The sequence below is a fragment of the Yinghuangia seranimata genome (genome assembly GCF_029953285.1).
GTDB lineage: Bacteria > Actinomycetota > Actinomycetes > Streptomycetales > Streptomycetaceae > Yinghuangia > Yinghuangia seranimata.
Window position 1 is genome coordinate 40,058 of the sequence record NZ_JASAOI010000046.1, and the last position, 24,461, is coordinate 64,518.

At 73.4% G+C, this 24,461-nt stretch carries 24 protein-coding genes; 13 read left to right on the top strand and 11 right to left on the bottom strand.

The features are described 5' to 3' along the window. Position 1 precedes the first annotated feature (1 nt). From QI554_RS28070 to QI554_RS28080, 3 genes are all read right to left on the bottom strand, one after another. Positions 2-700, bottom strand: coding sequence for a nucleoside/nucleotide kinase family protein (locus tag QI554_RS28070; protein WP_281473575.1), 699 nt, complete (start codon positions 698-700; stop codon positions 2-4). Positions 701-717: 17 nt separating this feature from the next. Continuing rightward, positions 718-1,161: a GlcG/HbpS family heme-binding protein gene (locus tag QI554_RS28075; protein WP_281473576.1), complete on the bottom strand. Its 444-nt coding sequence runs from the start codon at positions 1,159-1,161 to the stop codon at positions 718-720. Positions 1,162-1,423: 262 nt separating this feature from the next. Further along, positions 1,424-2,032, bottom strand: a complete 609-nt coding sequence (locus QI554_RS28080) for a hypothetical protein (protein ID WP_281473579.1) — start codon at positions 2,030-2,032, stop codon at positions 1,424-1,426. Between the two features lie 288 nt (positions 2,033-2,320). Here QI554_RS28080 and QI554_RS28085 point away from each other — a divergent pair, with 288 nt between their 5' ends. The 5 genes from QI554_RS28085 to QI554_RS28105 all read left to right on the top strand — a co-directional run bounded on the left by QI554_RS28085 (position 2,321) and on the right by QI554_RS28105 (position 6,712). Then, complete coding sequence (locus QI554_RS28085) at positions 2,321-2,929, top strand: HD domain-containing protein (protein WP_281473581.1); 609 nt, start codon at positions 2,321-2,323, stop codon at positions 2,927-2,929. Positions 2,930-2,962: 33 nt separating this feature from the next. After that, complete coding sequence (locus QI554_RS28090) at positions 2,963-3,220, top strand: hypothetical protein (protein WP_281473583.1); 258 nt, start codon at positions 2,963-2,965, stop codon at positions 3,218-3,220. A gap of 136 nt (positions 3,221-3,356) precedes the next feature. Continuing rightward, positions 3,357-4,340 (top strand): ADP-ribosylglycohydrolase family protein, encoded by a 984-nt coding sequence (locus QI554_RS28095; protein ID WP_281473585.1) that lies wholly within the window; start codon positions 3,357-3,359, stop codon positions 4,338-4,340. Between the two features lie 446 nt (positions 4,341-4,786). Continuing rightward, entirely contained in the window at positions 4,787-6,250 is a 1,464-nt protein-coding gene (locus tag QI554_RS28100) for a hypothetical protein (RefSeq protein WP_281473587.1), read from the top strand. A 75-nt stretch (positions 6,251-6,325) separates the two neighbouring features. Continuing rightward, on the top strand, positions 6,326-6,712 hold the full coding sequence (locus QI554_RS28105) for a VOC family protein (RefSeq protein WP_281473589.1): 387 nt from the start codon (positions 6,326-6,328) through the stop codon (positions 6,710-6,712). Positions 6,713-6,726: 14 nt separating this feature from the next. Here the strand turns inward: QI554_RS28105 and QI554_RS28110 are convergent, their stop codons facing one another. After that, positions 6,727-6,879 carry a hypothetical protein gene (locus tag QI554_RS28110; RefSeq protein WP_281473591.1) on the bottom strand — a complete coding sequence of 51 codons (153 nt, stop codon included), beginning with the start codon at positions 6,877-6,879 and terminating at the stop codon, positions 6,727-6,729. A 56-nt stretch (positions 6,880-6,935) separates the two neighbouring features. Here QI554_RS28110 and QI554_RS28115 point away from each other — a divergent pair, with 56 nt between their 5' ends. Next, on the top strand, positions 6,936-7,226 hold the full coding sequence (locus QI554_RS28115; RefSeq protein WP_281473593.1) for a hypothetical protein: 291 nt from the start codon (positions 6,936-6,938) through the stop codon (positions 7,224-7,226). A 21-nt stretch (positions 7,227-7,247) separates the two neighbouring features. On the opposite strand, the gene QI554_RS28120 is transcribed toward QI554_RS28115, so the two are convergent. Continuing rightward, positions 7,248-8,675, bottom strand: a complete 1,428-nt coding sequence (locus QI554_RS28120; protein ID WP_425528070.1) for an aldehyde dehydrogenase family protein — start codon at positions 8,673-8,675, stop codon at positions 7,248-7,250. A gap of 297 nt (positions 8,676-8,972) precedes the next feature. Here QI554_RS28120 and QI554_RS28125 point away from each other — a divergent pair, with 297 nt between their 5' ends. Next, complete coding sequence (locus QI554_RS28125; RefSeq protein ID WP_281473595.1) at positions 8,973-10,163, top strand: thiolase family protein; 1,191 nt, start codon at positions 8,973-8,975, stop codon at positions 10,161-10,163. Between the two features lie 724 nt (positions 10,164-10,887). Then, positions 10,888-12,033: a nitronate monooxygenase gene (locus tag QI554_RS28130; RefSeq protein WP_281473597.1), complete on the top strand. Its 1,146-nt coding sequence runs from the start codon at positions 10,888-10,890 to the stop codon at positions 12,031-12,033. Positions 12,034-12,039: 6 nt separating this feature from the next. On the opposite strand, the gene QI554_RS28135 is transcribed toward QI554_RS28130, so the two are convergent. Then, entirely contained in the window at positions 12,040-12,690 is a 651-nt protein-coding gene (locus tag QI554_RS28135; RefSeq protein ID WP_281473599.1) for a TetR/AcrR family transcriptional regulator, read from the bottom strand. 162 nt (positions 12,691-12,852) lie between these two features. Beyond that, positions 12,853-15,819, bottom strand: coding sequence for a helix-turn-helix transcriptional regulator (locus QI554_RS28140; RefSeq protein WP_281473601.1), 2,967 nt, complete (start codon positions 15,817-15,819; stop codon positions 12,853-12,855). A 279-nt stretch (positions 15,820-16,098) separates the two neighbouring features. Between QI554_RS28140 and QI554_RS28145 the strand changes: the two genes are divergently transcribed. The 3 genes from QI554_RS28145 (at position 16,099) to QI554_RS28155 (ending at position 19,093) form a co-directional block, all read left to right on the top strand. Further along, positions 16,099-16,479, top strand: a complete 381-nt coding sequence (locus tag QI554_RS28145; RefSeq protein WP_281473603.1) for a nuclear transport factor 2 family protein — start codon at positions 16,099-16,101, stop codon at positions 16,477-16,479. Between the two features lie 124 nt (positions 16,480-16,603). Further along, positions 16,604-18,073: an MFS transporter gene (locus QI554_RS28150; protein ID WP_281473605.1), complete on the top strand. Its 1,470-nt coding sequence runs from the start codon at positions 16,604-16,606 to the stop codon at positions 18,071-18,073. A gap of 204 nt (positions 18,074-18,277) precedes the next feature. Further along, positions 18,278-19,093 carry a hypothetical protein gene (locus tag QI554_RS28155; protein ID WP_281473606.1) on the top strand — a complete coding sequence of 272 codons (816 nt, stop codon included), beginning with the start codon at positions 18,278-18,280 and terminating at the stop codon, positions 19,091-19,093. 66 nt (positions 19,094-19,159) lie between these two features. On the opposite strand, the gene QI554_RS28160 is transcribed toward QI554_RS28155, so the two are convergent. The 4 genes from QI554_RS28160 to QI554_RS28175 form a co-directional block, all read right to left on the bottom strand. Beyond that, positions 19,160-19,948 carry a TIGR03084 family metal-binding protein gene (locus QI554_RS28160; RefSeq protein WP_281473609.1) on the bottom strand — a complete coding sequence of 263 codons (789 nt, stop codon included), beginning with the start codon at positions 19,946-19,948 and terminating at the stop codon, positions 19,160-19,162. Positions 19,949-20,097: 149 nt separating this feature from the next. Further along, a complete protein-coding gene (locus QI554_RS28165; RefSeq protein ID WP_281473727.1) occupies positions 20,098-21,210 on the bottom strand; it encodes a hypothetical protein in 1,113 nt (370 codons plus the stop codon). Positions 21,211-21,215: 5 nt separating this feature from the next. Beyond that, positions 21,216-21,431 (bottom strand): hypothetical protein, encoded by a 216-nt coding sequence (locus tag QI554_RS28170; protein ID WP_281473612.1) that lies wholly within the window; start codon positions 21,429-21,431, stop codon positions 21,216-21,218. A 151-nt stretch (positions 21,432-21,582) separates the two neighbouring features. Next, entirely contained in the window at positions 21,583-22,236 is a 654-nt protein-coding gene (locus tag QI554_RS28175) for a TetR/AcrR family transcriptional regulator (RefSeq protein WP_281473614.1), read from the bottom strand. A 283-nt stretch (positions 22,237-22,519) separates the two neighbouring features. Between QI554_RS28175 and QI554_RS28180 the strand changes: the two genes are divergently transcribed. Beyond that, complete coding sequence (locus QI554_RS28180; protein ID WP_281473615.1) at positions 22,520-23,173, top strand: DUF6230 family protein; 654 nt, start codon at positions 22,520-22,522, stop codon at positions 23,171-23,173. A gap of 245 nt (positions 23,174-23,418) precedes the next feature. Next, positions 23,419-24,459 (top strand): DUF6114 domain-containing protein, encoded by a 1,041-nt coding sequence (locus tag QI554_RS28185; RefSeq protein ID WP_281473617.1) that lies wholly within the window; start codon positions 23,419-23,421, stop codon positions 24,457-24,459. The last annotated feature ends 2 nt before the right edge of the window (positions 24,460-24,461 follow it).

The window sequence follows — 24,461 nt, forward strand, 5'->3', positions numbered from 1 at the left end:
TTCAATCAGACGACTGATCAACTGGGCCCGCGGGACCGGCCGGAGGGAGGCCCTCGCCCAGGTCGGCGGGCAGGTCCTCGGGCCCGACCGCCCGGTCGCATGCGGCCCGACTCGGCTTCACCCACTCGCCGTTCGGCCGGTCGCTCCGCGTCACCCAGTCCCGGGCCGCGACCTCGTCGCGGCCGCCCGCGAGTTGACGGTCGACGAGACGGAACTCGCGTATGGCGTCCGGGGCGTCGACGTACCAGAGGACGTCGATGTGCGCGCGGGCCTCGCGCCAGGCGGGGGTGTCGGCGGCGAGGTAGTTGCCTTCGGTGACGACGAGGCGGGCAGCCGGCGTGACCACGTGCCGGGCGGCCACGGGCTCGTGCAGGGTGCGGTCGTAGTCCGGGACATAGACGTCGCGAGCCCGCTCGTCGACGAGGCGAGCCAACAGCGCGGCATACCCCCAGGCGTCGAACGTGTCGGGAGCGCCTTTTCGGTCGAGCAGCCCGATGCGGGTGAGTTGCTCGTTCGAGAGATGGAAGCCGTCCAGCGGGACGTACGCGGCGACGTCGGCCCCCAGGCGTGCGTTCACCGCGCGCACGAGGTACCGGGCAAGCGTCGATTTCCCCGCCGCAGGCGGCCCGGCCAGCCCAAACACCACCCTCGCACCAGGCGCGGGCACAAACGCAACGACGTCGTCGACGAGAGCCGGCATGAGGGGACTCCCTGCGGTCAGGCCCACCGCGCCACGGCGGCCTCGGCACAAGCGATGTCGTCCGCCGCGTCGGCCGCCCCGCTGACCCCGACCCCGCCGACGATCCGCCCCTGCCAACGCAGCGGCACCCCGCCCCCGAACACGACGAACCGCCCGCCGGACGCCGCATGGAGGCCGTAGAGCCCGCCCCCGGGCGCCGAGGCCTCGGTGAGTTCGTGCGTGGCACAGCTGTTCGCGACCGCCGTGTACGCCTTGTCGACGGCAAGGGCAGGCCCGGCGATCTCGGCCCCGTCCATCCGCGCGAACGCGACGAGGTTCCCCCCGCCGTCGACCACGGCGACGGACACGGCGACGTCCCGCTCCCGCGCCGCACCGACCGCGGCCGCACACAACAGCTGGGCCTCGTCCAACGAGATCTGCCGGACGAGGAGAGGGGCGGTGGCGGGGGAGACGTCGTTCATGGGGCGCAAGCATGCCAGCGGATCGATCATGACGGTATGGGCGAGTTGCCGGTCGGGCGGATCGCTGACGGTGTGGGGTGCTCGACGGCGGAAATGCTGACGGGTTGACGGCTTGACGAGCTCTGACAGCACGTTGTGTCGCATAGAGCGCACACCCTCCGCCCCGGCGCGCCTGTGCCTCCACAGGCGTCCGCCCCCCCCACGTGCGTCCGCCCCCGACCGGCTCCGGTCGGGGGCGGACGGTCCGTCAGGACTGCGTGGGCTACACGCCGGTCAGCTTCGTCACGGCGGCGGTGGCCACCGCGAGCAGGTCCGTGGCGACCGAGGTGACGGCGCTCTTGACGCCGTCGACGTTCGGCGGGACCTTCGTGGCCGCGGCGACGAGGGCGGCGGCGTCCTTCTTCAGGTTGGCCAGGGCGTCTTCGAGGCTGAGGCCCGGGAGGGGGAGGGCGTGGGCGGCCGGGTCGACGTTCGGGGCCAGGGGGATGATCGGCGGCGGGGAGACCGGGAGCGGTTTGTCGGGGAGGACCGCCGGCGGAGAGGCCGGGAGGGACGGCGCGGCGCCGCCCAGCAGGTCGAGGAGGGCCTTCGTCTGCACGTCGAGGACGGTCAGCTTGTCTTCGAGCGCGTCGGCGTCCGGCTTCTCGGCGGTCGCGGCGCTCACGAGGCCGTTGACCGTCTTGAGGACGGATCCGAGCGCCCCCAGCTTTCCGACCGCCGCGGAGGCGTCCGGCACCGCCGGATCCACCGCGGGTGCCGCGGCCCGTACCTCGGGCATGTCGATCAACGCGGCGGCGGCCCCGGCGCCGACACCGACCGCCGATACTCCGAGGACGGTCGTGAGGGCGACGGTGGTCCACTTGCTGTGCATGACGAACTGTTCCTTTCGGGTGGTTTTGCGGCCGAACGGCCTTCACCCACCCTCCGTGTAGCCCACGGTCCCTGCCACCGCGGGTAGCCCGATCGAGTTCCTGATGGTGCATCTGGCCCAACGTGATCGGCTTTGTCTGATCTGCTGACCGTTTGGTTCTTGATCTGATCGATAGCAGGCCCAAGCGGTCCGTTTCGTCCAAGCCCCGCAGATCCATGCGACGCGAAGTTCACCGCGCGGGTGGGGAGTCGTCACAGACGCGACGCAGTTGTGACGTACCGTTAGGTGATGGCGTCTGAAGCATTGCGCCGGGCTCTCGTGGACACCTGCGACCCGGATCCGCGCCCTCTTCCCGACCGGGTGGTCGACCTGCTGTGCCAGGTCGACGCTCCGCCGCGTCTCGCGGCGCACCTCCGGTTGGTGCACGATGTGGCGTTCCGGATCGTCGGCTGGGTCGAACGCGAGTACCCCGCGCTGGAGTTCGACCGCGACGCGGTCCTGTTCGGTGCGGCCACGCACGACATAGGCAAGGCCGTCCACCGAGACGAACTGCTGGGCCCGGGCCACGCGCACGAGCTCGGCGGCTACGAACTCCTTTACGACAGCGGGGTGGACGCCGAGCTCGCGCGGTTCGCGTGCACGCACGGCACCTGGGCGGAACCCGGCCTGCCCGTCGAGGACCTGCTCGTCTGCCTCGCCGACAAGGTGTGGAAGGGCGCGCGCCTGCCGCAGCTCGAGGACCGCATCATGGACGCGCTCGAGGCGGCGGCGTCTCCCGGCGCGGAGCGCTGGGAGGCCTTCCTGCGCTTCGACGAGATGCTCGGCGACCTCGCGGCCGAGGCGGATCTGCGGCTGGCGTTCCAGGCCCGGCACCCGGTGGGCGTGCCCCAGTCCTGACGCCTCGTCGGGCCGCCCGGCACAATGCCGGGCATGACCACGGGGGTACGAACGTCCGGCGTGCTGCGCGCGTGCGCGCTCGGGGCGGCGGTGCTGATCACGACCGCGACGGCGACCGGCTGCGGGACACAACAGGCCGACTCGACACGGACCGGCGGCAGGCCGACCGCCCTGCCGTCCGCCAGGTCGACACCGACGCCGAACCCGACGCCGACCGCGTCCTCGGGCACCGCGTCCCCGACCCGAACGCCGGTCAACTGCGCGGGCGACGGCACCTGCGTCGACCTGTGATCCCGGGCCGCCGCCCGGCTCGTCGAGCCCGTCCGGCGCGGCCGCAATTGGCCTGCGTCCGGCAGGCCGCGCGTGGCAGGATCCCGGGACCCGGCCGCCCCCGCGTACGGGCGAACGACGAAGGGACGCACCGCCTGTGACCACGCCATCCGCCCACCCCGCCTCGCCTGACCGCAACGCACGCGCCGCCGGCGCGCTCGTCGGCACCGCGGTCGGAGACGCGCTGGGCGCGCCCTTCGAGTTCGACATCGAGGGCGTGTTCACGCGGCGCTTCCCGACCGTCGCCCAGGCGGAGTCGAACGGGATGTGCGGCGGCCGCGGTTGGTCGCCGGGCGAAGCGACCGACGACACGCAGATGGCCCTGCACGTCGCGCTGTCCCTGCTGGAGCGTGGAGGCCTGGACCCCGCCGACGTGTTCGCGCGGTTCCAGCGGTGGGCGCTGTCCGACCCGATGGACATCGGCCTGCAGACCGAGGCCGTGCTGCGCTCCGGCCTGCCGTGGGACCGGGCCGCAGACAACTACGCCGCGCACCACCACCGCGCGGCCGGCAACGGCTCGCTCATGCGGGCGGTCACCGGCGCCCTCTACTTCGCGAGCGAGTCGGAGGAGGCGACGGGGCGCGCCGCGCGCGTCGTCTCCGGCCTCACCCACGGCGACCCGGCCACGGGCGAGGGCTGCATGGTCTTCCACCGGCTGATCCGCGTCGCCCTCGACGGCGGCGACCCGCTGGACGCGGTCGAGGACGCGCTCGCGGAGATCCGGCCCGGCCTGCGGGAGCGCTGGGCCGTCGTGCTCGCGCCCGACTGGCTGCCGGAGCACGCCACGGAGTTCAACGGCGCGGTGTGGCCCGCGCTCGGGTCGGCGCTGTGGGCGCTGCGCAGCACCGGCTCGTACGCCGAGGCCGTGATCGCCGCCGTCGACAGCGGCGGCGACACGGACACGGTGGCGGCGATCACCGGCGGCCTGGCCGGCGCGGTGTACGGGATCGGCGCGGTGCCGGCGCCGTGGCGGGACGTCGTGCATGTCCCGCTGCCGGGCGCGGCGGACGGCGAGCTCGGGGTGTGGCGGGACGCCGACCTCGTGGCGTTGGCCCTGCGACTTGCCGCCGATCGCGGCTGAGCTGCGGCGCGCGCGGGTTCTGGCGTAGGGTCTCGGGGGCCGCGGGGTACGCCGGACGGGGTACTCGCGGCTCGTCCGCCATCGGGCGTTCCGCCCCGGTCGCGAACGACGCAACGACGCAACGACGTAACGACGTAATGACGTAGCGACGCGACGACGCCGGACCAGGCTCGGCGACGGCGAGGCGCACGCCACGGCACCACCACGACGCACACGCAGGTCCGCACCACTACCGGCAGGCCCGCCAACCCCGGGCCCGTCGAAGCACTCCGCACCACACCGCACCGCCCGACGGGCGCCGCCACGGCGTCGCGGTCGCGCAGGCGGTCAGTCCAGCAGTCACTCCGGCCCGTCCCGGCCGGACGCGCGGCACGGGGAGTCGGGTTATGCGGCGGTTGCGGTACGCGCCTCAGCGGCGGCCGTCGGTGGGCTCGGAACGGCCGGGGGTGGGCTCGGATCTGGTGCCGGCCGAGGCACCGGGCACACCGGCCGTCAGGCCGTCGGCCAAGCCCGTCGCCAGGACATCGGCCCAACCGGCCGCCAAGTCACCGGCCGAGCCCGTCGCGAACTCGCTCGCCAGGACCCCGGCCAGGACACCCGCCAAGCCCTCCGGCCGCCACGCCGCCAAGCGTCCGCCACGCAAGGCCCCGGCCCTGGTCAAGCCCCTGGTCAAGCCCCTGGTCAAGCCCCTGGTCAAGCCCCTGGTCAAGCCCCTGGCCCTCGTGACCGCCCTGCTGTCGGCCGTCACGCTCGTCCTGCTCGCGACCGTGTCCGGCTGCAGCTCGCACGATGCCCACAGCGTGCCGTTCGGTCCGACGGCGCCGATGCCGCAGGTGGCGAGGCAGCCGGTCGGGCCGTCGGACGGGACCGGGTACTACCGGGTGGCGCAGGAGCCGTCCGGCCGCTGGATGCTGCGGACGCCCGACGGCAGGCCGTTCTACTCGCTCGGTGTCGACGCGGTGCGCCTGGACGAGGCGACCGACCAGGCGACGGGGCGTTGCCCGTACTGCGAAGCGGCCGCCGCCGCGTACCCGGACCCGGGTGCGTGGGTGGCCGCGACCGGCGGTCGGCTGTCGAACATGGGCTTCAACACGCTGGGGCCGGGGTCGCGCTTCGAGGTGTTCGGCGCGCAGTTCGCGTACACGCCGCAGCTCGACCTGTCGGTCGGCGGCCCCGCGGACTGGTTCGACCCGGCGTTTGCGACGCACGCGCAGGAGGTGCTGCGGGCCCGCACGGCGCGGCTCGCCGAGGACCCGAACCTGCTCGGCTGGTACCTCGACGGCACGCTGCGCTGGGACGTCGGGCTGCTGGACGAGTACCTGGCGCTGCCCGAGGGCAGCCCGGGCCGGGAGGCGGCCTCGGCGTACCGCGGGGATCCGTCGGGGTTCCTGGAGTCGCTGGCGAGCCACTACTTCGAGGTGACGACGCGTCTGCTGCGTGAGTTCGACCCGCACCACCTGATCCTCGGCGTGCGGGCGTCCTCGGCGACGCCGCCGGAGGTGGTGCGGGTGGCGGGGCGGTACGTCGACGTGTTCAGCGTCGACGCCGACCGGGAGGAGCTCCCGGACCTCCAGGCGCTGCACGACCTGACCGGACGCCCGGTGCTGGTCTCGGCGTTCACGGTGCGGGCCGGGGACGCGGGGCTGCCGAACACCCGTCCGGAGGCCCTTCCGACGGTGGACACGCAGGAGGAACGCGGCGACCGCTACGCCGAGTTCGCCGCCGCGATGATCGCCGACCCGTGGGTGGTGGGCCACAACTGGGGCCGGTACGTGGACGATCCCCCAGGCGGGGCGGCCGCGCCGGGCGGCGACAGCAACGTCGGCCTGGTCGGCGTGGACGACCAGCCGTGGGCGGCCCTGGTGCTGCGGGTGGCCGGCGCGAACGCCGCCGCCGCGGACCGGCGTTGACGGTCTCGTAGCAGGTCCTCGAAGAGGCGGTTTAATGCCGCGCCGGGTCCGGGCGCCCTGGCTAGGATCCGCCGCATGACTTCCCTGGTGCGCCACATCACGTTCGACTGCTCGGACCCCTACACGCTGGCCGGCTTCTGGGCCGAGGTGACCAGCGGCAAGATCTCCGAGGAGGACAGCCCGGGCGACGACGAGGTACTGGTCGAGAACGAAGGAACGCCGCTGCTGTTCATCCGCGTTCCGGAGGCCAAGCAGGTCAAGAACCGCGTGCACATGGACCTTCAGCCGCAGGACCGCACGCGCGACGAAGAAGTGGCACGCTTCGTGGCCCTCGGCGCCTCGGTCGTCGACGACCGCCGGACCCCGGAGGGCCCCGGCTGGGTGGTCATGGCAGACCTGGAAGGCAACGAGTTCTGCGTCGAACGCAGCGAGGCCGAGCGCGCCGCGACGGCGACGGCCTGACCCCTGCGGCGGGCTTACGGCGTTCCCGTCAGCAGCCGCGCGAGCGTCGTCGTGAACCGGTCGGCGTCGACGTCGGCCGGTCCGCGGCCGAAGTACTCCGAGGCGAGGAAGTAGCCGACCATGGCGGCCATCATGACGGTGGCGGCGGCCTCGGGGTCGTCGTGCACCGGCGCGGCGGCGGGCGCGGAGCGTAGGTCGGCGACGCCGAAGTCGACTGAACGCGATGCTGAAGGACACTGCGGCCGCGGTCGGCGCGCTCTGCGTCGACCCGGCGGCGGTCGGCGGACACGACGCCGGCCAGTGGCTGTGGGACCGCTGGGTGGAGCCGGTACTGCCGGCGTCGCCGACGACACCCGTGCACCCGAACGCGGCGGGCCAGGCGGCCGTCGCCGCGATGGCGAGGAACGCCCCGGGCCGGCAGCTGAGTTCATGCACGACCGGTGTGGTCGCCCCAGCCGACCGCGGCGCCTGTCACAGCGCGGTCGGCCGGGGCCGTTCGTGTCGTCCGGCGTAGGCCGCCGGAGGTTTCCGAGTCCTAGCGCGCCCGGTGCAGGACGCGCGGCTCGGTGAAGCCGTACAGCCCCCACGGCCCGTTCTCGACGCCGATGCCGCTCCACTTGGCGCCGCCGAACGGCTGGCCGGGGCCGAGCGCGAGGTGGGTGTTGACCCACGCGGTGCCGACGTCGAGGCGCGAGGCGACCTCGGCGCCGCGGTCGGGGTCGCCCGACCAGACCGAGCCGCCGAGCCCGAACCGGCCGGCGTTGACGTGCTCGACGGTCGCGTCGAGGTCGCGGTAGGGGATCACCGGCAGTGCGGGTCCGAACTGCTCCTCGTCGACGATGCGCGTGCCGTCCGCGACGCCGGTCAGGATGGTCGGCGCGAAGAAGTAGCCGTCGCCGCCCAGGTCGAGCGGCGCGCCGCCGGCCACCGCGGTGGCGCCGCCCGCGAGCGCGTCGGCGACCAGCTCGCCGACCCGCTCGTACTGCGGGCGGTTGTTGACCGGGCCGAGCTGCACGCCCTCCTGGGTGCCCGGGCCGACGCGCACCGCCTTGGCCTGTTCGGCGAGCGCCTCGACGAGGTCGTCGTGCAGCGCCTCGGGCACGTACACGCGCTTGACGGCCGCGCACACCTGGCCGTTGTTCTGGAAGGCGCTCCAGAAGACGCGCGAGGCGATCGCGGTCGGGTCGGCGTCGTCGAGGACGATCGCGGCGTCGTTGCCGCCGAGTTCGAGGGTGACGCGCTTGAGGTCCGGCGCGGCGGCCGCGGCGACGTGCTTGCCGGTAGCGACCGAGCCGGTGAAGCTGATCTTGCGGGCCGCGGGGTGCGAGGTCATCCAGCGGCCGAGCTCGTCACCGCCGCTGACCGCGTTGACGACGCCGGCCGGCAGGACGTCCCGCAGGATCTCGGCGACCAGCAGCGTCGACAGCGGGGTGTACGGGGACGGCTTGATGACGACGGTGTTGCCGGCCCGCAGCGCCGGGGCGATCTTCCAGAACGCCAGCGTCAGCGGGTAGTTCCACGGCGTGATGGCCGCGACCGGGCCGAGCGGGCGGCGCACCACCTCGACCAGGCCGCGCTCGTCGTCCTGGATGACCTCGCGGGGCACCTCCAGGCCGGCGTAGTAGGTGAGCCACGCGGCGCCGGTGTGCACCTCGCGTATGGCGTCGGCGAGCGGCTTGCCCTGCTCGGCGGTCAGCACGGCGCCGATCTCGGCGGCGCGGGCGACGAGCGCGGCGGCGCAGGCGCGCAGGGCGGTCCGGCGGGCGTCCTCGTCGACGCGCCAGGTGCGGTACGCGCGTTCGGCGGCGGCGAAGGCGGCGTCGAGCTGGTCGCGGGTGCAGTCGGGGGCCTGCGCGAAGACCGCTCCGGTCGCGGGGTCGACGACGTCGAGCACGGCGTGCGTCTCGGCGGCGGCGCCGTCGATGGTCATGGTGTGGGCGGCGGTCGCGGGGGCCTGGGTCATGGCGCGGGCTCCGATCTCGTGGTCCGCCGGCTCGCCGTTCCCTGCGGCGAGCCGGTGGTCGGACGATGGCGCCGCGCGCGTGCGATGTCCAGCGGCACGGCTGTGCAGTCTGAGCCAACGGGTGCTACCCCCGTGCCGATCGCGGCTAACCCTCGGGTCGAATTTTCGCCCCGCACGTCGGTTCGGCCCTTGACACCCCTCGTCGGCCCCGGGATAGGGTGACCTTAGCGATCGTTCAGTAACTCTGTGTGCCGTGCGTTCGATCCCCCCGAACCCCGCGACGGGAGTGCCCGCATCATGACCACCGCAGTGATCGTCGACGCCGTACGCAGCGCCTCAGGCAAGGGCAAGCCCGGCGGCGCGCTGTCCGGGACCCACCCCGTCGCCCTGCTCGGCGACGTGCTGCGGCAGTTGGTCGAGCGCAACGGCCTCGACCCGGTCCTCGTCGACGACGTCATCACCGGCTGCGTGTCGCAGGGCGGCGACCAGTCCCTCAACATCGCCCGCAACGCGCTGCTGGCCGCCGGGTTCCCGGAGTCCGTACCCGGCACCACCGTCGACCGGCAGTGCGGATCCAGCCAGCAGGCCGCGCACTTCGCGGCGCAGGGCGTCATCGCCGGGGCGTACGACATCGTCATCGCGGCCGGCGTCGAGTCGATGAGCCGCGTGCCGATGGGCTTCACCGCGCAGGGCCGCAACCCGTTCGAGCCGTTGGCGGCGCGCTACCCCGAGGGGCTGATCCCGCAGGGCTACTCGGCCGAGATCATCGCGGCGCGCTGGAAGTTCGGGCGCGAGGAGCTCGACGCGTTCTCGGCGCGCTCGCACCGGCTGGCCGCGGAGGCCGCCGCGTCCGGGGCGTTCGACCGCGAGATCGTGCCCATCACCGTGACGGGCCCGGACGGCGCGCCGGTCGAGTTCCGCGTCGACGAGACCGTGCGCCCGTCGACCACCGTCGAGGGCCTGGGCGGGCTCAAGCCGGCGTTCTTCCACGAGGCGATGGGGGAGCGGTTCCCCGAGATCGAGTGGCTGATCACGCCGGGCAACTCCTCGCCGCTGACCGACGGCGCGTCCGCCGTGCTCATCATGAGCGAGGAGAAGGCGGTGCAGCTCGGCCTGACGCCGCGCGCCCGCTTCCACTCCTTCGCGGTCACCGGCGACGACCCGCTGCTCATGCTGACCGGCGTCATCCCCGCGACCCGCAAGGTGCTGGACCGCGCCGGGCTGACCATCGACGACATCGACGCGTTCGAGGTCAACGAGGCCTTCGCTCCGGTGCCGCTGGCGTGGGCCAAGGACACCGGCGCCGACCTGGAGAAGACCAACATCCGCGGCGGCGCCATCGCCATCGGCCACCCGCTGGGCGCCTCCGGCGGCCGCCTGATGGCCACCCTGCTCGGCGTCCTGGAGAGCACCGGCGGGCGCTACGGCCTGCAGACCATGTGCGAGGGCGGCGGCATGGCGAACGCGACCATCATCGAACGCCTCTGAGGCAGCGTCGGACGGCGGGCCACCCGCCGCCCGACCAACGAGCGGCCACCGCGCGCCGGCGCCCGACGCCGCGGGCGGCTCGGCCGCCGGGGGACAGGTGGGGCACCACAACGCGGGGGTGCGCGGGGCCCGGGGCCCCGCCCCCCCCCCCCCCCGGCCCCCGGGGGACAGGTGGGGCACCACAACGCGGGGGTGCGCGGGGCCGGGGCCCGCGCACCCCCGCCCCTCCGTCCCGCGGCGTCGGCGCCGGCTCGTCTTCCGCCCCGGCGTCGCGTAGGCGCGATCCGCTTCGGTGCAGCGTTCGTTGTTCCCGTCTCGTCCCGTCCCGTCCGTCCCCGTCCCGCGTCGTTCTCCCGCTCCCGCCTCGCGTCGCCGCGGTCGCGCTCCTCGCCCGCCCCGCACCGGTCCCACCACGCTTCGCGCCTTGACTCCGCGCCGCCCCCGCCCCACCCCGTCTTGCCGCGCCGGCCTCGCGTCGCCGCGGTCGCTCGCTCCGCCCGCCCCGCAGCGATCCCACCGTGTCCCAAGCCTGCCCCTGCCCCGCCTCGTGCCGCCCTGCATCAGGTCGTGCCACTGCCCCGTCCCACTTCGTCCCGCCTCCGGCGTGGAAGATCACGCGGTTTGCGCGAGAACTCCCCCGCGGTGCGGAAGTCTTGTCTCCCGGGCTCGGCTCGTCGGGTCGCAGCCCGCCCGTCGGAAGCCCGCACCCATCCCTGGAGGGGCGATGCGCACACCGGTCACGGAACTCCTCGGCATCGAGCTGCCGTTGTTCGCGTTCAGCCACTGCCGGGACGTCGTTGCCGCGGTCACCAACGCGGGTGGGTTCGGCGTGCTCGGTGCGGCGTCGCACACGCCTGAGGAACTCGAGCTCGAACTGCGGTGGATCGACGAGCATGTCGGCGGACGGCCGTACGGTGTCGACCTGATCGCGCCCGCCTCGTACGCGGGCAAGGGCGAGGGCCGCGACCCGATCGGGCTGTGGGACCACATCCCGGCCGCGCACCGGAAGTTCGTCGACGAACTGCTCGCCGCGCACGGCGTCGAACCGCACGACCCGCCCGCCGCCGGGCAGCGGCACCGGCCCCGGCTCACCGAGGAACACGCCCGCGACTGCCTGGACATCGCGTTCGCGCACCCGATCCGACTGATCGCCAACGCACTGGGGGTCCCGCCGGACTACCTCCTCGCACGCGGCAAGGCGGCCGGCGTCCCGGTCGCCGCCCTCGTCGGCACGCGCGACCACGCGGTGCGCCAGGTCGAGGCCGGGGTCGACATCGTCGTCGCCCAGGGCACCGAGGCGGGCGGGCACGTCGGCGAGGTGTCCACCATGGTCCTCGTCCCCGAGGTCGTCGACGCGGTCCGCGCCGCAACCCCGCCCGGCACCGCCCCCGTGCCCGTGCTGGCCGCCGGCGGCATCGTCAACGGCGCCCAGATGGCCGCCGCGCTCGCCCTCGGCGCGGCGGGCGCGTGGACGGGCTCGGTGTGGCTGACCTGCGAGGAGGCCGAGACCGCCGAGGCCACGAAGGCGAAGATGGTGGCGGCCACGTCCAGCGACACCGTCCGCTCGCGCGCCCGCACCGGCAAGCCGTCCCGGCAGCTGCGCTCCGCGTGGACGGAGGCCTGGGCCGCCCCCGACGCGCCGCCGCCCCTGCCGATGCCCATCCAGTCGCTGCTGAGCGAGCCCGCGCTGCGCCGCGTCGACCGGCTCGCCGCCGCCGGGCACGAGGGAGCCCGCGAGCTCGCGACGTACTTCGTGGGGCAGGGCGTCGGCATGATGAACCGCGTGCGGCCCGCGCGCGAGGTCGTGTACACGATGGCCGAGGAGTTCGCGGCCGCGGTGGAGCGACTCGGGACGTTCCTGGACGAGTAACCGCCGCTAGGAGGCCACCGGCGCCACGGTGGCGCGGTGCCCCATGCTCGCCAGCGCGATCGCCACGTACCGGTCGGCGATCTGCTGCGGCGTCAGGGGGCCGTCCAGGCGGTACCAGTTGGCCACCGCCTGAGCCATCGTCAGCACCGCGCGGCCGGCGTCGACGGGGTACGGGGTGGTGAACTCGTCCAGCTCCACCGCGTCCCGCACGTTCGTCTGCACGAGCGCTTCGAGCTCGTCGCGCAGCGCGATGTAGCGGGCCCGGTTCTCCGGTTCGAGGCTGCGCATCTCGGTGTCCAGGAACGCCATCGGCGCGCGGTTGGCCATGTACAGCACGATGCACTCCACCAGCGCGGAGAACCGGTCCACCGGCTGGTCGCCCGCGTCCTTGACCGCCGAACGGCAGCGCCCCAGCACCGCGTTCATCGAACCCAGCAGCAGCTCGACGAGCAGCGCCTGCTTGTTCTGGTAGTGGTAGTACAGCGCGGGCACGGTGACCCCGACGCGGCGCGCGATGTCGCGAACCGTCGTGCCGTGGTAGCCGTGCTCGTCGAACGCGTCCAACGACGCCGACAGGATCGGCGGGAGCTTGATGGGCTCGTACGCCCGCCAGTCGTCGTGGCCGTCGGCCCGCAGATCCGCCACCAGCTCGGCCATGGGCACGTCCTTCGCAATCCCGCCGTCTCGTCGCCGGCTCGTCGTCGCGCGGCACGTTCGTCGGACAGTCTAGCGAGCGTTCGTTACGCGTACGTGGCCGACCGGCAAGCGGTCATGGGCCGATGACTGGACATCAGACGGACGGCCCGGCCTGCGGGGACGTCAGCCGGCGCCCAACAGCTCCGGCATGCTCGACAGTTCCGTACGCGACACGATGCCCAGTTTCGGATACGCCTTGTAGAGGTGGTGTCCGACGGTGCGCGGGCTCAGGAACAACTGCGCCGCGATGTCCCGGTTCGACATGCCCTGCGCCGCCAGCCGGGTGATCTGCAGCTCCTGCGGGGTCAGCACCGCCAGCGCGCCGGTCGGCGACGCGGTGGCCGGACGTGCCGTGCCGGTGCCGGTCGCGTCCAGCTCGGTGCGGGCGCGCTCCGCCCACGGGCGCGCGCCGATGCGCTCGAACTCCTCGAGCGCGGTGCGGAGATGGTCGCGGGCGTCGGTCTTGCGGCGCACCCGGCGCAGCCACTCGCCGTACAGCAGTGCGGTGCGGGCCCGTTCCATCGGGCGCCGGTCGGGGTCGTGCAGTGCGAGCGCGCCGGTCCACAGCACCTCGGCGTCGGCGTCGTCGGACAGCAGGGCTTGGCAGCGCAGCACGATCGCGTCCGCCCACGGCTGCCGCACCCGGTCCGCCCAGGCCTCGAACCGCGCGAACGACTCGGCGGCACGCTCCGGTTCGCCCAGCCGCACCGCGGCCTCCAACAGGTCGGGCGTGCTCCGCGTCGCGCAGATGTGGTGCCGCAGCGGCTCCCGGGTCAGCTGCTCGAACCGGCTGAGCGCCGACGCCGCGCGCCCGAGCCCGAGGTCGAGCATCCCGAGCGCCCAGTACGCCCACGGTGTCCCGGAGGCCATCGCCCCACCCGCACCGGTCGTCAACGACGCGTCCGCCGCCTCCCGGCACGCCGCCTCGTCACCGGAGAGCCCGTGCAGGATCGCCAGCACGCTGTGGAACTGGCTCGTCCACTGCTGCTGCCCGGTGTCCCGCGCGAACCCGAGCGCTTCGCTCGCCGTGGCGAGCCCGTCGTTGAAGCGGCTCTGGAAGACCTCGGCCTCGACCTTGAAGAACAGCAGTGTCGGGAGCCGCCCGATCCCACCGTTGCGCCGCGAGTCGGCGACGAGCCGGACGGCGAGGTCGTACGCGTCCTCGTCCTGCCCTTGGGTGAGGGCCACACCGCAGAGCAGCTGGAGCACTCGCGCGTCGACCTCCCCGGCCGCCCTGGCAGCGGCAAGGGCGTCGGAGAGGGGAGGCGAGCCGGTGCGGGATCGGGTGGGCGGCTTGGCGGCGCCCTGTTCTGGCGCGTCGTCGGCGGCGGTTGCCGAGCCGCTCGCCGCGCGCCCGGCGACCACCCCGGCCGCACGGCCCGCGCCGGCTGCGCGGCGGGCGGGTGCGGCAGTGGGGCTTGCGTTTTCGGTTCCGTTCTCCGCCGGTGTGGAACCGCTCGCCGGACCCGCGGCAGGCCCGTCAGGTCCTGTCGTCCCGTCCGCGCCGGAGGCGCCCAGGCAGGCCACCAAATACCGCGCCACCGGTGTGATCGGGTCGTCCTCCGGCAGGTCCAGCGCGTCCAACCGGTCGAGTGTGGCGTGGAGTTCGGCCTCGCTCAGGTACCACGCCGTGTGCGCCGCCTGCACCAGGAGGCGTGCCGCGTACGTTGGGGCCTCGTCGGCGACGTCCTCCGCGCCGGCGAGCAGCAGCTTGTGCGCGCTCGGGAAGCTGCCCTGCCAGAAGTCCGCCAGCCCCTGAACGAGCGTCAGCGTGGCCCGCACCACCGGGTCGGTGCTGTGGCCGACGCTGCGGGCGGCGAAGTCGCGGGCGCGGTCCAGTTCGCCGGCCTCCGACGCCCACTTGGCCGCGAGCGCCAGGCGGCGTACCCGCTGCCGCTGATCGACCGTCAGGCGGGCGGAGTGCTCGTACGCCCGGGCCGCCGCCGCGTATCCGCCCCGCTCACGGGCCCCTTCGGCGGTGGCGTCGAGCGCGTCGGCGACCGCCGCATCCGGTGTCGTGGACGCCGCCGCGAGCTGCCATGCGCGGCGGTCCGCCTGGTCGGGCGCGTCCAGCGCCGCGGCCAGTGCCTGATGGACCGTCAGCCGTCGGTCGAGCGGGGCTCGTTGGTGTACCGCGGCGCGGATCAGCGGGTGCCGGAACCGCGGCGTCCCGTCGTCGAGCCGCACCAGGTCGGCGGCGTGCGCCGGTTCGAGGTCGGTGGCCTGGGCGCCGAGCGCTTCGGCCGCGCGCAGCACGACCCCGATGTCGCCGGTGTCGTCGAGCGCGATCACGAGGAGCAGCGTCTGCGTCGCGGCCGGCAGGCGGCTGACCTGCCCGTGGAAGGCCATCTGCAGCCGGCTGGTGAGCGGCAGCGCGCCGGGCCGGAAGACCGCCGACGGGTTCTCCGAGGCCAGTGCGACCGGGAGTTCGAGCAGGGCGAGCGGGTTGCCGTTCGCCTCGGCGAGCACCCGGTAGCGGGCGGTGGGCGTCAGGTCGGCGGCGTGCGTGTCCAGCAGCGCCCCGGCCTCGGCCGCCGGGAGGCCGGTCAGCCGCAGCTCGGGCAGGCCGGGCGCGGGGAACGAGCCCTCGCCGTCCCGCGCCCCGAACAGCACGACCACGCCTTCCGCGTGCAGGCGCCGCGCGGCGAACACCAGGGCGTCGGAGGACACCTTGTCGAGCCACTGCGCGTCGTCGACGACACACAGCAGCGGCCCGTCGCCGGCGTACTCCGACAGCAGCGACAGCACGGCCAGGCCGACGAACATCGGTTCGGGCGCCGCGCCGGAGGCGAGGCCGAGCGCGGCGTCGAGGGCCTGCCGCTGCGGTTCGGGCAGCGCGGCGGTGTGCGCGAGCGCGGGGCGCAGCAGCAGGCTCAGTCCCGCGTACGCCAGCTCGGCCTCGAACTCGACGCCGGTGCCCTGGACGACGGGTATGCCGGCGGCCTCGGCGGCGGCGACCGCGTGCTTCAGCAGCGTCGTCTTGCCGATGCCCGGTTCGCCGCGCACCACCAGGACCCCGCTGGTGCCGGAGCGCGCCGCGTCGAGGAGCGCCCCGACCGTCGCCTGCTCGGCTGCTCTTCCCTGCACCATGCCGGGCACGTTACCCGCTTGCCCACCCGTCGCCCCCACCGCCCATATTCGAGAGCGCTCCGCGCTCACCCCTCTTGTTGCTCCCGCCGGGGCGCCCGCGGCGGGCGTACTTAAGGGCCCCGGCGACCGTACTTAGGCAAGTACTTATACGTGACCGATTCCCGGTGATCGCAATCTCCGTAACTTCTTGACCTGCGGAAAGGACCGCAAGACAGAAGAAGCGAAGACCCCGGCAAGGCCCCCGCGGGGCCCGCCGGGACCACCGAGAGGACGGACGCCATGACCGCCACCACCCCCGACTTCACCGCCATCGTCGACCGCTACCTCGCCGCCTGGAACGAGACCGACCCGGCCAAGCGCCGCGCGCTCGTCGAGGAGGTGTTCGACGCGGACGCCACGTACACGGACCCGCTCGCGGAGGTCGGCGGACACGACGGCATCGACACCGTGATCGGCGCCGTGCAGGGCCAGTTCGGCGGACTGGTGTTCAGCCTCGCCGGGGCGGTCGACGGCCACCACAACATCGTCCGGTTCACCTGGAACCTCGGCCCCGCGGGCGGCGAGGCGCTCGCCGTCGGCTTCGACGTCGCGGTGCTGGACGACAACGGCAAGGTCACGCAGGTGCAGGGCTTCCTGGACAAGGTCCCCGCCGGCGCGTGACCCGCCCGGGAGCGGGCCCGGCCCCACCCCCCCCGCGCGCCGGACCCGCTCCCCACCCCGCCTTCCCCTCACGCACAGCCCTCCGTACCCGCCCCGCCCCCTGCCCGGAAAGGACGACACAACCGTGTCCACGACCGCGACGCCCCGCAGCGCCGCCCCCGCGCCCGTCGCGGCGGCGCGCACCACCGCCCCCGACCACACCCCCTCGTGGGGAACGCTCCTGGTGCTCCTCGCCGGGGTGTTCATCACCACGCTCGACTTCTTCATCGTCAACGTCGCCATCCCCGCCACCCAGGCCGACCTGGGCGCGAGCTCCGCCGCCATCCAGTGGGTGGTCGCCGGCTACGGCCTGGCGCTGGCCGGACTGCTCATCACCGGCGGACGCCTCGGCGACATGGCCGGCCGCCGCCGGATGTTCATGATCGGACTGGGGGCCTTCACGATCGCGTCCGCCGCGTGCGGGCTCGCGCAGAACCCCGAGATGCTGATCGTCTCGCGGGTGGCCCAGGGCGCCTCCGCGGCACTGCTCATGCCGCAGGTGCTGGGGATCCTCAACGTCGTGTACACGGGGCAGCACCGGGCGCGTGCCTTCATGGCGTACGGCCTGACCATCGGGTTCGCGGGCGTCTTCGGGCAGCTCATCGGCGGCGGTCTGATCGAGATCGACCTGTTCGGGCTGGACTGGCGCAGCATCTACTGGATCAACGTGCCGGTCGGCATCGCGGCGCTGGTGATGACGCCGCGCCTGGTGCCCGAGTCCAAGGGCACGGGCGGTACGCGCCTCGACCTGGTGGGTGCGGTGCTGGTGACGGGCGGCCTGGTCGCCGTCGTTCTTCCGCTGGTGCAGGGCCGCGAGCAGGGCTGGCCGCTGTGGACGTGGCTGTCGCTGGCGGCGGCGCCGGTGCTGATCGCGGAGTTCGCCTGGTACCAGCGTCGGCTGGCCCGGCGTGACGCGGCCCCGCTGATCGACCTCGAGATGTTCAAGGAGCGCTCCTTCTCCGCGGGCCTCGCGGTGACCCTGGCGTACTCCCTGGCGATGGCGTCCTTCTTCCTGGTGCTCGCGCTGTACCTGCAGATGGGCCACGGGATGACCGCGCTGAACTCCGGCCTGCTGTTCATGGCGCTCGGCGTCGGCTACTTCATCGGCGCGGCGCAGGCCGAGAAGATCGCGGCCAGGCTCGGCCGGCAGGTGCTCACCCTCGGCGCGGTCCTGACGGCGGGCGGCTATGCGGTCCTCGCCGAGACCGTCGCCGGCATCGGCGCCACCGGGTCGGTCATGTGGCTCATCCCGGGCCTGGCGCTGGCGGGCTACGGCATGGGTGTGGCGCTGGCCCCGATGTCCGCGATCGTGCTGGCCGGGATCACCCCGAAGCACGCCGCCTCCGCGGCCGGCGTCCTGACCACGGCCCAGCAGGTGGGTGGCGCCCTCGGCGTCGCGGTCGTCGGCATCGTCTTCTACGACGCGCTCGGCACCGGCCTGGCGGCCAACGACTACGCCCACGCCGTCACGTGGGCGCTGATCCCCCTGACGATCTTCTGCGTGGCCACGGCTGCTCTGGTGCAGCTCCTTCCGAAGCCGGCCGCGCGGGACTGACCCCGGGCGGGGCGTAGGGAAAGGGAAACGGCGGGGTGCGGAGCTCACGGGCTCCGCACCCCGCCCTTTCGCATGCCCACGCGGGGAGCGGTCACGCGCCGCCAGCCCGGGGTGACCGTCTGGTCACGGAAAGATTCTTAATGTATTTCGAATTGGTCTCGGTCTAGTCTGGATGTGATCGAACTCAGCTGCGGGAGGTCTGACATGGCGCGCACCGAACTCCGTCGACTGAGCCCGGTGTCCGGGTTCCCGTTCGCCGTCCGGGCCAGTGCCGGGGCCGAGGCGCGCGCCGAGGAACTCGCCGCGCGGACCGAGCGGGCGATCACCTGGATGACCGACGCGCTGCGCTTCGTGCCGACGCTGCGGCTCAACGTCGCCGACGAGCAGGACTGGCCGAGCGTCACCGACATGCCGCTGTACGGCATGCCCCGCGCCATCGACGGCGAGATCACCGTCCCCGTCGGGCCCGCGCCGTTCTACGACGAGCAACTGGCGTCGTACATGCCCTACGTCAGCGAGGCCACCCGCGCGAACCTTCGCGAACAGTACGGCGAGCCCGGCTCGTTGGTGTCGTACTACGAGGCCGTCCACGTCCACGAGCTGACGCACCTGTACCACCAGCAGGACTGGGCGTCGTACCCCGACCTGTGGCTGGTCGAGCTGCACGCCAACATGGCGATGGTCGGCTACCTGTCCGAGATGGAGCCGGACATGCTGCCGGCGATGCGCACCCTCACCGGCGTCGTGTACGACATGCCCGCCGACACGCTGCCGTTCCGTGCCCTGCCGGACATGGAGCACGCGCTGGAGCACGGGCTGTTCAACTACGCCTGGTACTTCTTCCACCTCACCGACGCGGCCGAGGAGCTGTGGGAGACCGGCGGCACCCGTCTCTTCCGCCGCCTGTACGAGTTCGTCCGCGCCCGCCAGCACGCCGCCGAGCCCGGGCATGTGACGCGCGATGAGATGTGGGCCGTGCACCCGGCGTTGGCCCAGGTGATGGACGAGTGGCCGGCCTGAGCCGATCTGCTTTTACGACCTGACCCGCTTTTACGACCTGACCCGCTTTTGCGGTCTGACCCGACCTCACGGCCCGTCCGGGCGGCGGTCCTCTCCGGGCGGGCCCGCGAACGCCTGGGCCAGCGTGAGCCATTCGGCCGCGACCGAGCCCTGAGCGGTGAGGTCCAGGTCGTCGGGATGCCGCCGCCGCGTGACCAGCAGGCAGAAGTCCTCGGCGGAACCGCGCACGACCTGGTCGGTGTCGTCCGGCCCCAGGACCCACAACGACCCGTCCGGCGCGCGCAGTTCGGCCCGCAGCCCGACCGCCGGCGCGTCGAGGCCCCGTACGGTGAACGCGTACCCGAACGTCCGCACGCCCAGGAACGCCACCGCCTTCAGCCGCGAGGTCGGTTTCCGTCGGACGCCGAGCGCGTCGGCGACGTCCTGGCCGTGCGCCCAGGTCTCCATCAGCCGTGAGGTGGCCATCGTCGTCGGCTTCATGGGCGGGCCGAACCACGGCATCTTCACCCCGTCGGGCAGCGCCGCCAGCGCCACGGCCAGGCCCGAGCGCGCCGCACGCCAGCGCGCGAGCAGGTCGCGCGGCGGTTCACTCGCGCCCGCTTCGGCGGCTTCGTCGACGAACCGCGAGCCCAGTTCGTGGAAGCGTTTCGCCTCGGCGGCGAACCCGTCCGGGTCGACGGCCGCGCGTTCGGCCTGGGCGTCCGTCCACGCGAGGTGCGCGATCTGATGCGCGATCGTCCAGGGGACGGCGGGGGTGGGGCGGGCCCAGTCGTCGTCCGGCAGGCCGGCGACGAGCGCGTCGAGCGCCGCGCCTTCCGCGGCGAGGTCGGCGAGCAGGTCGGCGAGGTCGGTCATCGCGGGGCTCCTCGGCTCCTCGGTGCGGTGGACAGAAGGAGCATGCCCCACGCGCGGGGCCGAGGTGGCCGCGCCGCGCCCCGGACGCGGCGCGACCACCCGGATCCGGCATGCGGATCGGTCCGAGGCGTCCCTGGCCGCCTCGGCGTCTAGACCTCGTCCGCTCCGCCGTCGTGGTCCTGGAACGCCGGGAGCGCGAACACCCGTTCCTTCGCCGCGTCGTCCATCAGCTCGACGAGCGGGATCACCGCCTCCCACAGGTCCTGCGCCTGCACCGACTCGGCCATCCGCTCCAGATCGACGTCGCCGAGTGCACCGGCCGCTTCGGCGACCACCTGCCGGGACTTCTCGGGCAGGACCTCGACCAGCGGCAGGAACTGCGCCCACAGCCCCGTGGCCACGACCGCCCGCACGACGTCGGCGAGCACCTCGGGCGCCTGGAGCGCGGGCAGCACCGCGACGGTCTTGCGGTCCTCGTCGCCGAGCAGCGCGACGAGCGGCAACAGCGCCTCCCACAGGTGCCCGGCGTGGACGGCGTGCACCAACGCATCCAGCTGCTCGGCGTCCTGGCGTGCCGTCAGCCGGGCGATCTCGGCGCGTCGTTCGGGGCCGACCTCGGCGGCGACGGCGAGTGCCTCGGCCCACAGCCCGTCGGCGGCGGCCTGGATGACCGCGGCCAGTTTCGCGTCGTCCATCAACCCGACGATGTGGTCGAGGCGTTCGGGCATGTCCATGTAGAAGCCCACCCGCAGCACGACGTCGTCCGGGACCTGCTCGAGGATCCTGGTCAGCGCTCCGTCGCTCAGGTGTCCGACGAACCGGCCCATCGTCACGTAGTCGCCGCGCTTCGCCAGCACGACGCCGATCTTGACCACGAGGTCCTCGGGGAGCCGCTCCACCACGTCCCGCACCTTGCGCGGGTCCAGGTGCGCGCACGACTCCGCGGTGAACCCGATCGGCAGCTTCTCGATGATGTCGGCTGCGCGCGCCGGTTCGAGGCGGCCCGCGACGCGCGCCGCCAGCTTGGAGCCGAGCGCCTTCTGCGAGATGGTCGAGGCGATCGACGTCGGAACGAGCTTGGTGGCCTTGGCGATCCGGTCGAGCATCTCCGGCTGCCCGTCGAACAGCGCGGCCGTGACCTGTTCACGGAACCGCCGGACATCGGGGGCGGGCAACGTGGCCAGGAAAGCCAGGCGTTCGACGTCCGTCTCCAGGAACCGGGAGATCTTCTCGATCTCGGCGCGCGTGCGCAGCGTGTCCATGCCGGTCACCTGAACAGGATGCGCCGCACGGGGCCGCGCGCGATCGCCGGGACCATCTTGAGCGACTCCTCGGCGGCCCGGTCGAGGCCGGCCGCCTGGCCCTCGCGGGCCGCCTTCAGCGTGTCGGCGAGGAATTCCAGGTCGCTGTCGGCCAGTCCGGAGAATCCGTCCGGTGGGGCCGCGCCGAGTTCCGTCGTGAGTTTCTCCACGGCCGTCGCCATGATTCCTCCCCGAGTACGCGGAAAAGTGAGACGCCCATGAAACGTCGCAGCGCCCCGCGCGGCTGTCAACGGGGCGCTGCGAATCAGTGGCGCGACACAGTGTTTTCGCCAGGGAATGCCCGGAGTCCGGCCGTGGCGGCGGCCGGGGAGTTCAATCGCCGACGGTCGGCGCGGGATACTCCGGCGCGAATCGCTCGATCGTGCGCAGCGTGTCGAGGAGTATCGCGGCGCACAGCGCCCGCACCGAATCCCGGTCCATGTCCCGGTGTTCGAGCCAGTCAAGGGTGACGCCCTCGACGTACGACAGCCACCCGGTCAGCGCGGTCCGCGGCAGCGCGGTGAGCCCGGCGCGGCCGTACGCCCCTTCGGCGATCGTGGTCAGCAGCCGCTCGCGCACCCGGTCGCGGATGGCCAGCACCTCGGCGTCCACACCGACCCCGCCGCTGACGATCGTGCGGTACGCCGCCTCGTGCCCGGAGGCGAAGCGCAGGTAGCCGTCGAGGGTATGCAACAGGCGTTCCCTGGGAGGGAGTTCCAGGTCGCCTTCGGCCCTGGCCACCAGCTCGGCGACCGAGTCCTCGACCACCGCGAGGTAGTAGCCGCGCTTGTTGCCGAAGTAGTAGTAGAGCAGGCCCTTGGCGACGCCGGCCTCCCGCGCGATGTCGTCGATCGACAGCGCGTCGTACGTGGTGCGGGCGAACAACCGGCGCCCCACCGCTATGAGTTCCGCGCGGCGCTCCTGCGAGCGGGGGGAGTCGCCCGCGCGGCCCGAGGGGACCCGCGAGGACTGTTGACTTTTGTTCAAAACGGGCCCTACTCTGCGGCTACGAGACGACGCCTGCATTCTGGCAGAGGATGGCAGACGACGTTCACCGAAGCTCCGCAAAGATCAGGCCAGTTCGTTCGGACAGGGCTCGGAGCGCGACCGCTTCGGCGCCGTGTCAGGCAATTCCGTCACGGCCGCGTGCGTGAATCCGCGGCCGTTCCGCGGCAGCCGTTCCATGCTGCCCGAATTCCCCGGCGCGGCGGCTTTCCTCGGAATGCCCGCGCATTGTTTCGACGCACTACGGAGCAATGGAGGGAACCACGTGATCGGCGACAGCGGCTCGGTGTTCGGCCGGGTCACCGCGAAACTCAGGATCGACGACGAGACACCCGAAGGCGGTACCAGCTGGAGGCGCTCCGTCGCGGTCGGCGTGCCTGCGGTCGTCGCCGTCGGCGCCATGACCATGGCCATGGCCTCCGGCGCGCTTGCCGCCTCGTTCGCGGTGTCCGGCACCGCGTTCCAGGTCAGCTCCGGCAAGCTGACCAGCGACGGCCTCGCGTCGTACGTCGGCACCGACAACGACATCGGCGGCAAGGGCCACCCCGTGTCGCTGCTCGCCGTCGGCGACGCGACACTCAGCGACATCTGCCAATCGGCGCGCGTCAGCACGCCGCTCGGCGACGTCGTCTTCAAGCTCACGGCGGGCGGCAGCGCAGGGCCGGTCACCGCCAAGAGCCTCGTCATCGACGCCGAAGACCTCGTCGGCGACGCGGAGTTCGGCACGGTCCAGATCGGCCGCGACGCGTCGACGCTCGACACGGTCCCCGGCGCGCAGGGCACGCCCGGATCGTTCGGCCTGCAGGCCGGCCAGGTCAGTGTGGCCGGCGTCCGCTCCAACGCCTGGTCGGCCACGGGCGGCGACTTCAAGCTCAAGGGCCTGCACGTGTCCGTGTCCCTCGGCGGCAGCGGCTGCTGACGGCCCGTCGACAACCCGCCGCCGGGACGGGCGGACGCGGCTGCTGAAGGGCCGTCTACAGCCCGCCGACGGAACGGGCCCGTCCGCCACGTGCCCACCCGTCGCCCCCCACCGCCCATATTCGAGTCGCTTCGCTCCCGCCCCCTTCTGCCGCCGCGCACCGCGCCGTCCGCCCTACCCCCGGGGCGGACGGGCGCGGTGCCTGGCGTCCCGATGTCGTCGCCCTCACGGAAGGAGTCGCCCGCGTGCACCCCGGAGCATGGCTCGACCGGCACCTGCCGTTCCCCCGCGAACGCCGCGCGCTGCGCCGCTGGCGGCGCACCCGGCCGTTCTGGGGCGGCCTTTACCTCGTTCTCGGCGGCACCGAGATCATCCTCATCCCGATGTCGCCGCTGTCCATCCTCATCACGCTCGGCGTCGGCGGCCTCGCAGCGCTCGGCATCGGGGCGGTGCTCGTCGTCGCCGGGCTGTGCCTGTGGTTCCTGCCCGCACAAAGGCACTTCGTCTCGCTCGTCGCGCTGATCGCGTCGGTCGTCTCCTTCGCCGCGACCAACCTCGGCGGCTTCCTGGTCGGCATGGCGCTGGGCATCGTGGGCAGTTCGATGGGCTTCGGGTGGCGGCCGAAGAAGCCCCTTGCGCCGCAAAAGGGTTCGCCGGATCCGTCGGCCTCAGCCGCGGCCCGGCCCGAACCGGACCCCGCGGAACCGGACGGCCGCTCCGCCGGAGGCACCGGCACCGCCGGACTCGCTCTCGCCGTCCCCCTCGTGCTCGTCGCGACGCTGCTGTTCCCCGCCGCCGGCCGGGCGTACGCCGGCCCCGCGCGCGGCCCCGCGCACGGCACCGACCTGCGCGGCGCGCTGGACGCCGCCGCCCACGCGACCGTCGCCGGTGCCCGTCCCCCGACCGTCACGTCGAGCTTCTTCGCCCCGATCGGCTTCGCGTTCGTCGGCATCGTGGAAGTCCCCACCGCCAACGGCCCGTTGAAGGCGATGAAGCTGACCATGAACGCCGCGAGCCTGCGCGACTACCGGCTCACCACGCACGACCCGGGCCCGGCCTACGCGATCGCCGCCGACCAGCTCGACCTCAACGGCGACGTCACGATCTACGTCACCCGCCTGTACGGCTGCATCGAGGGCCTGATCTGCCTCACCTTCGCCGCCGACGGCCTGCCGCTGCCGCCGATCATCCCGCCGTTCGTGTTCATGACCCGGGTCGAGGCCGACCAGGCACTCGTGGGGTGCACCCGGCTCACCACCAAGAACCTTGCCATCAAGGCGGTGTGACG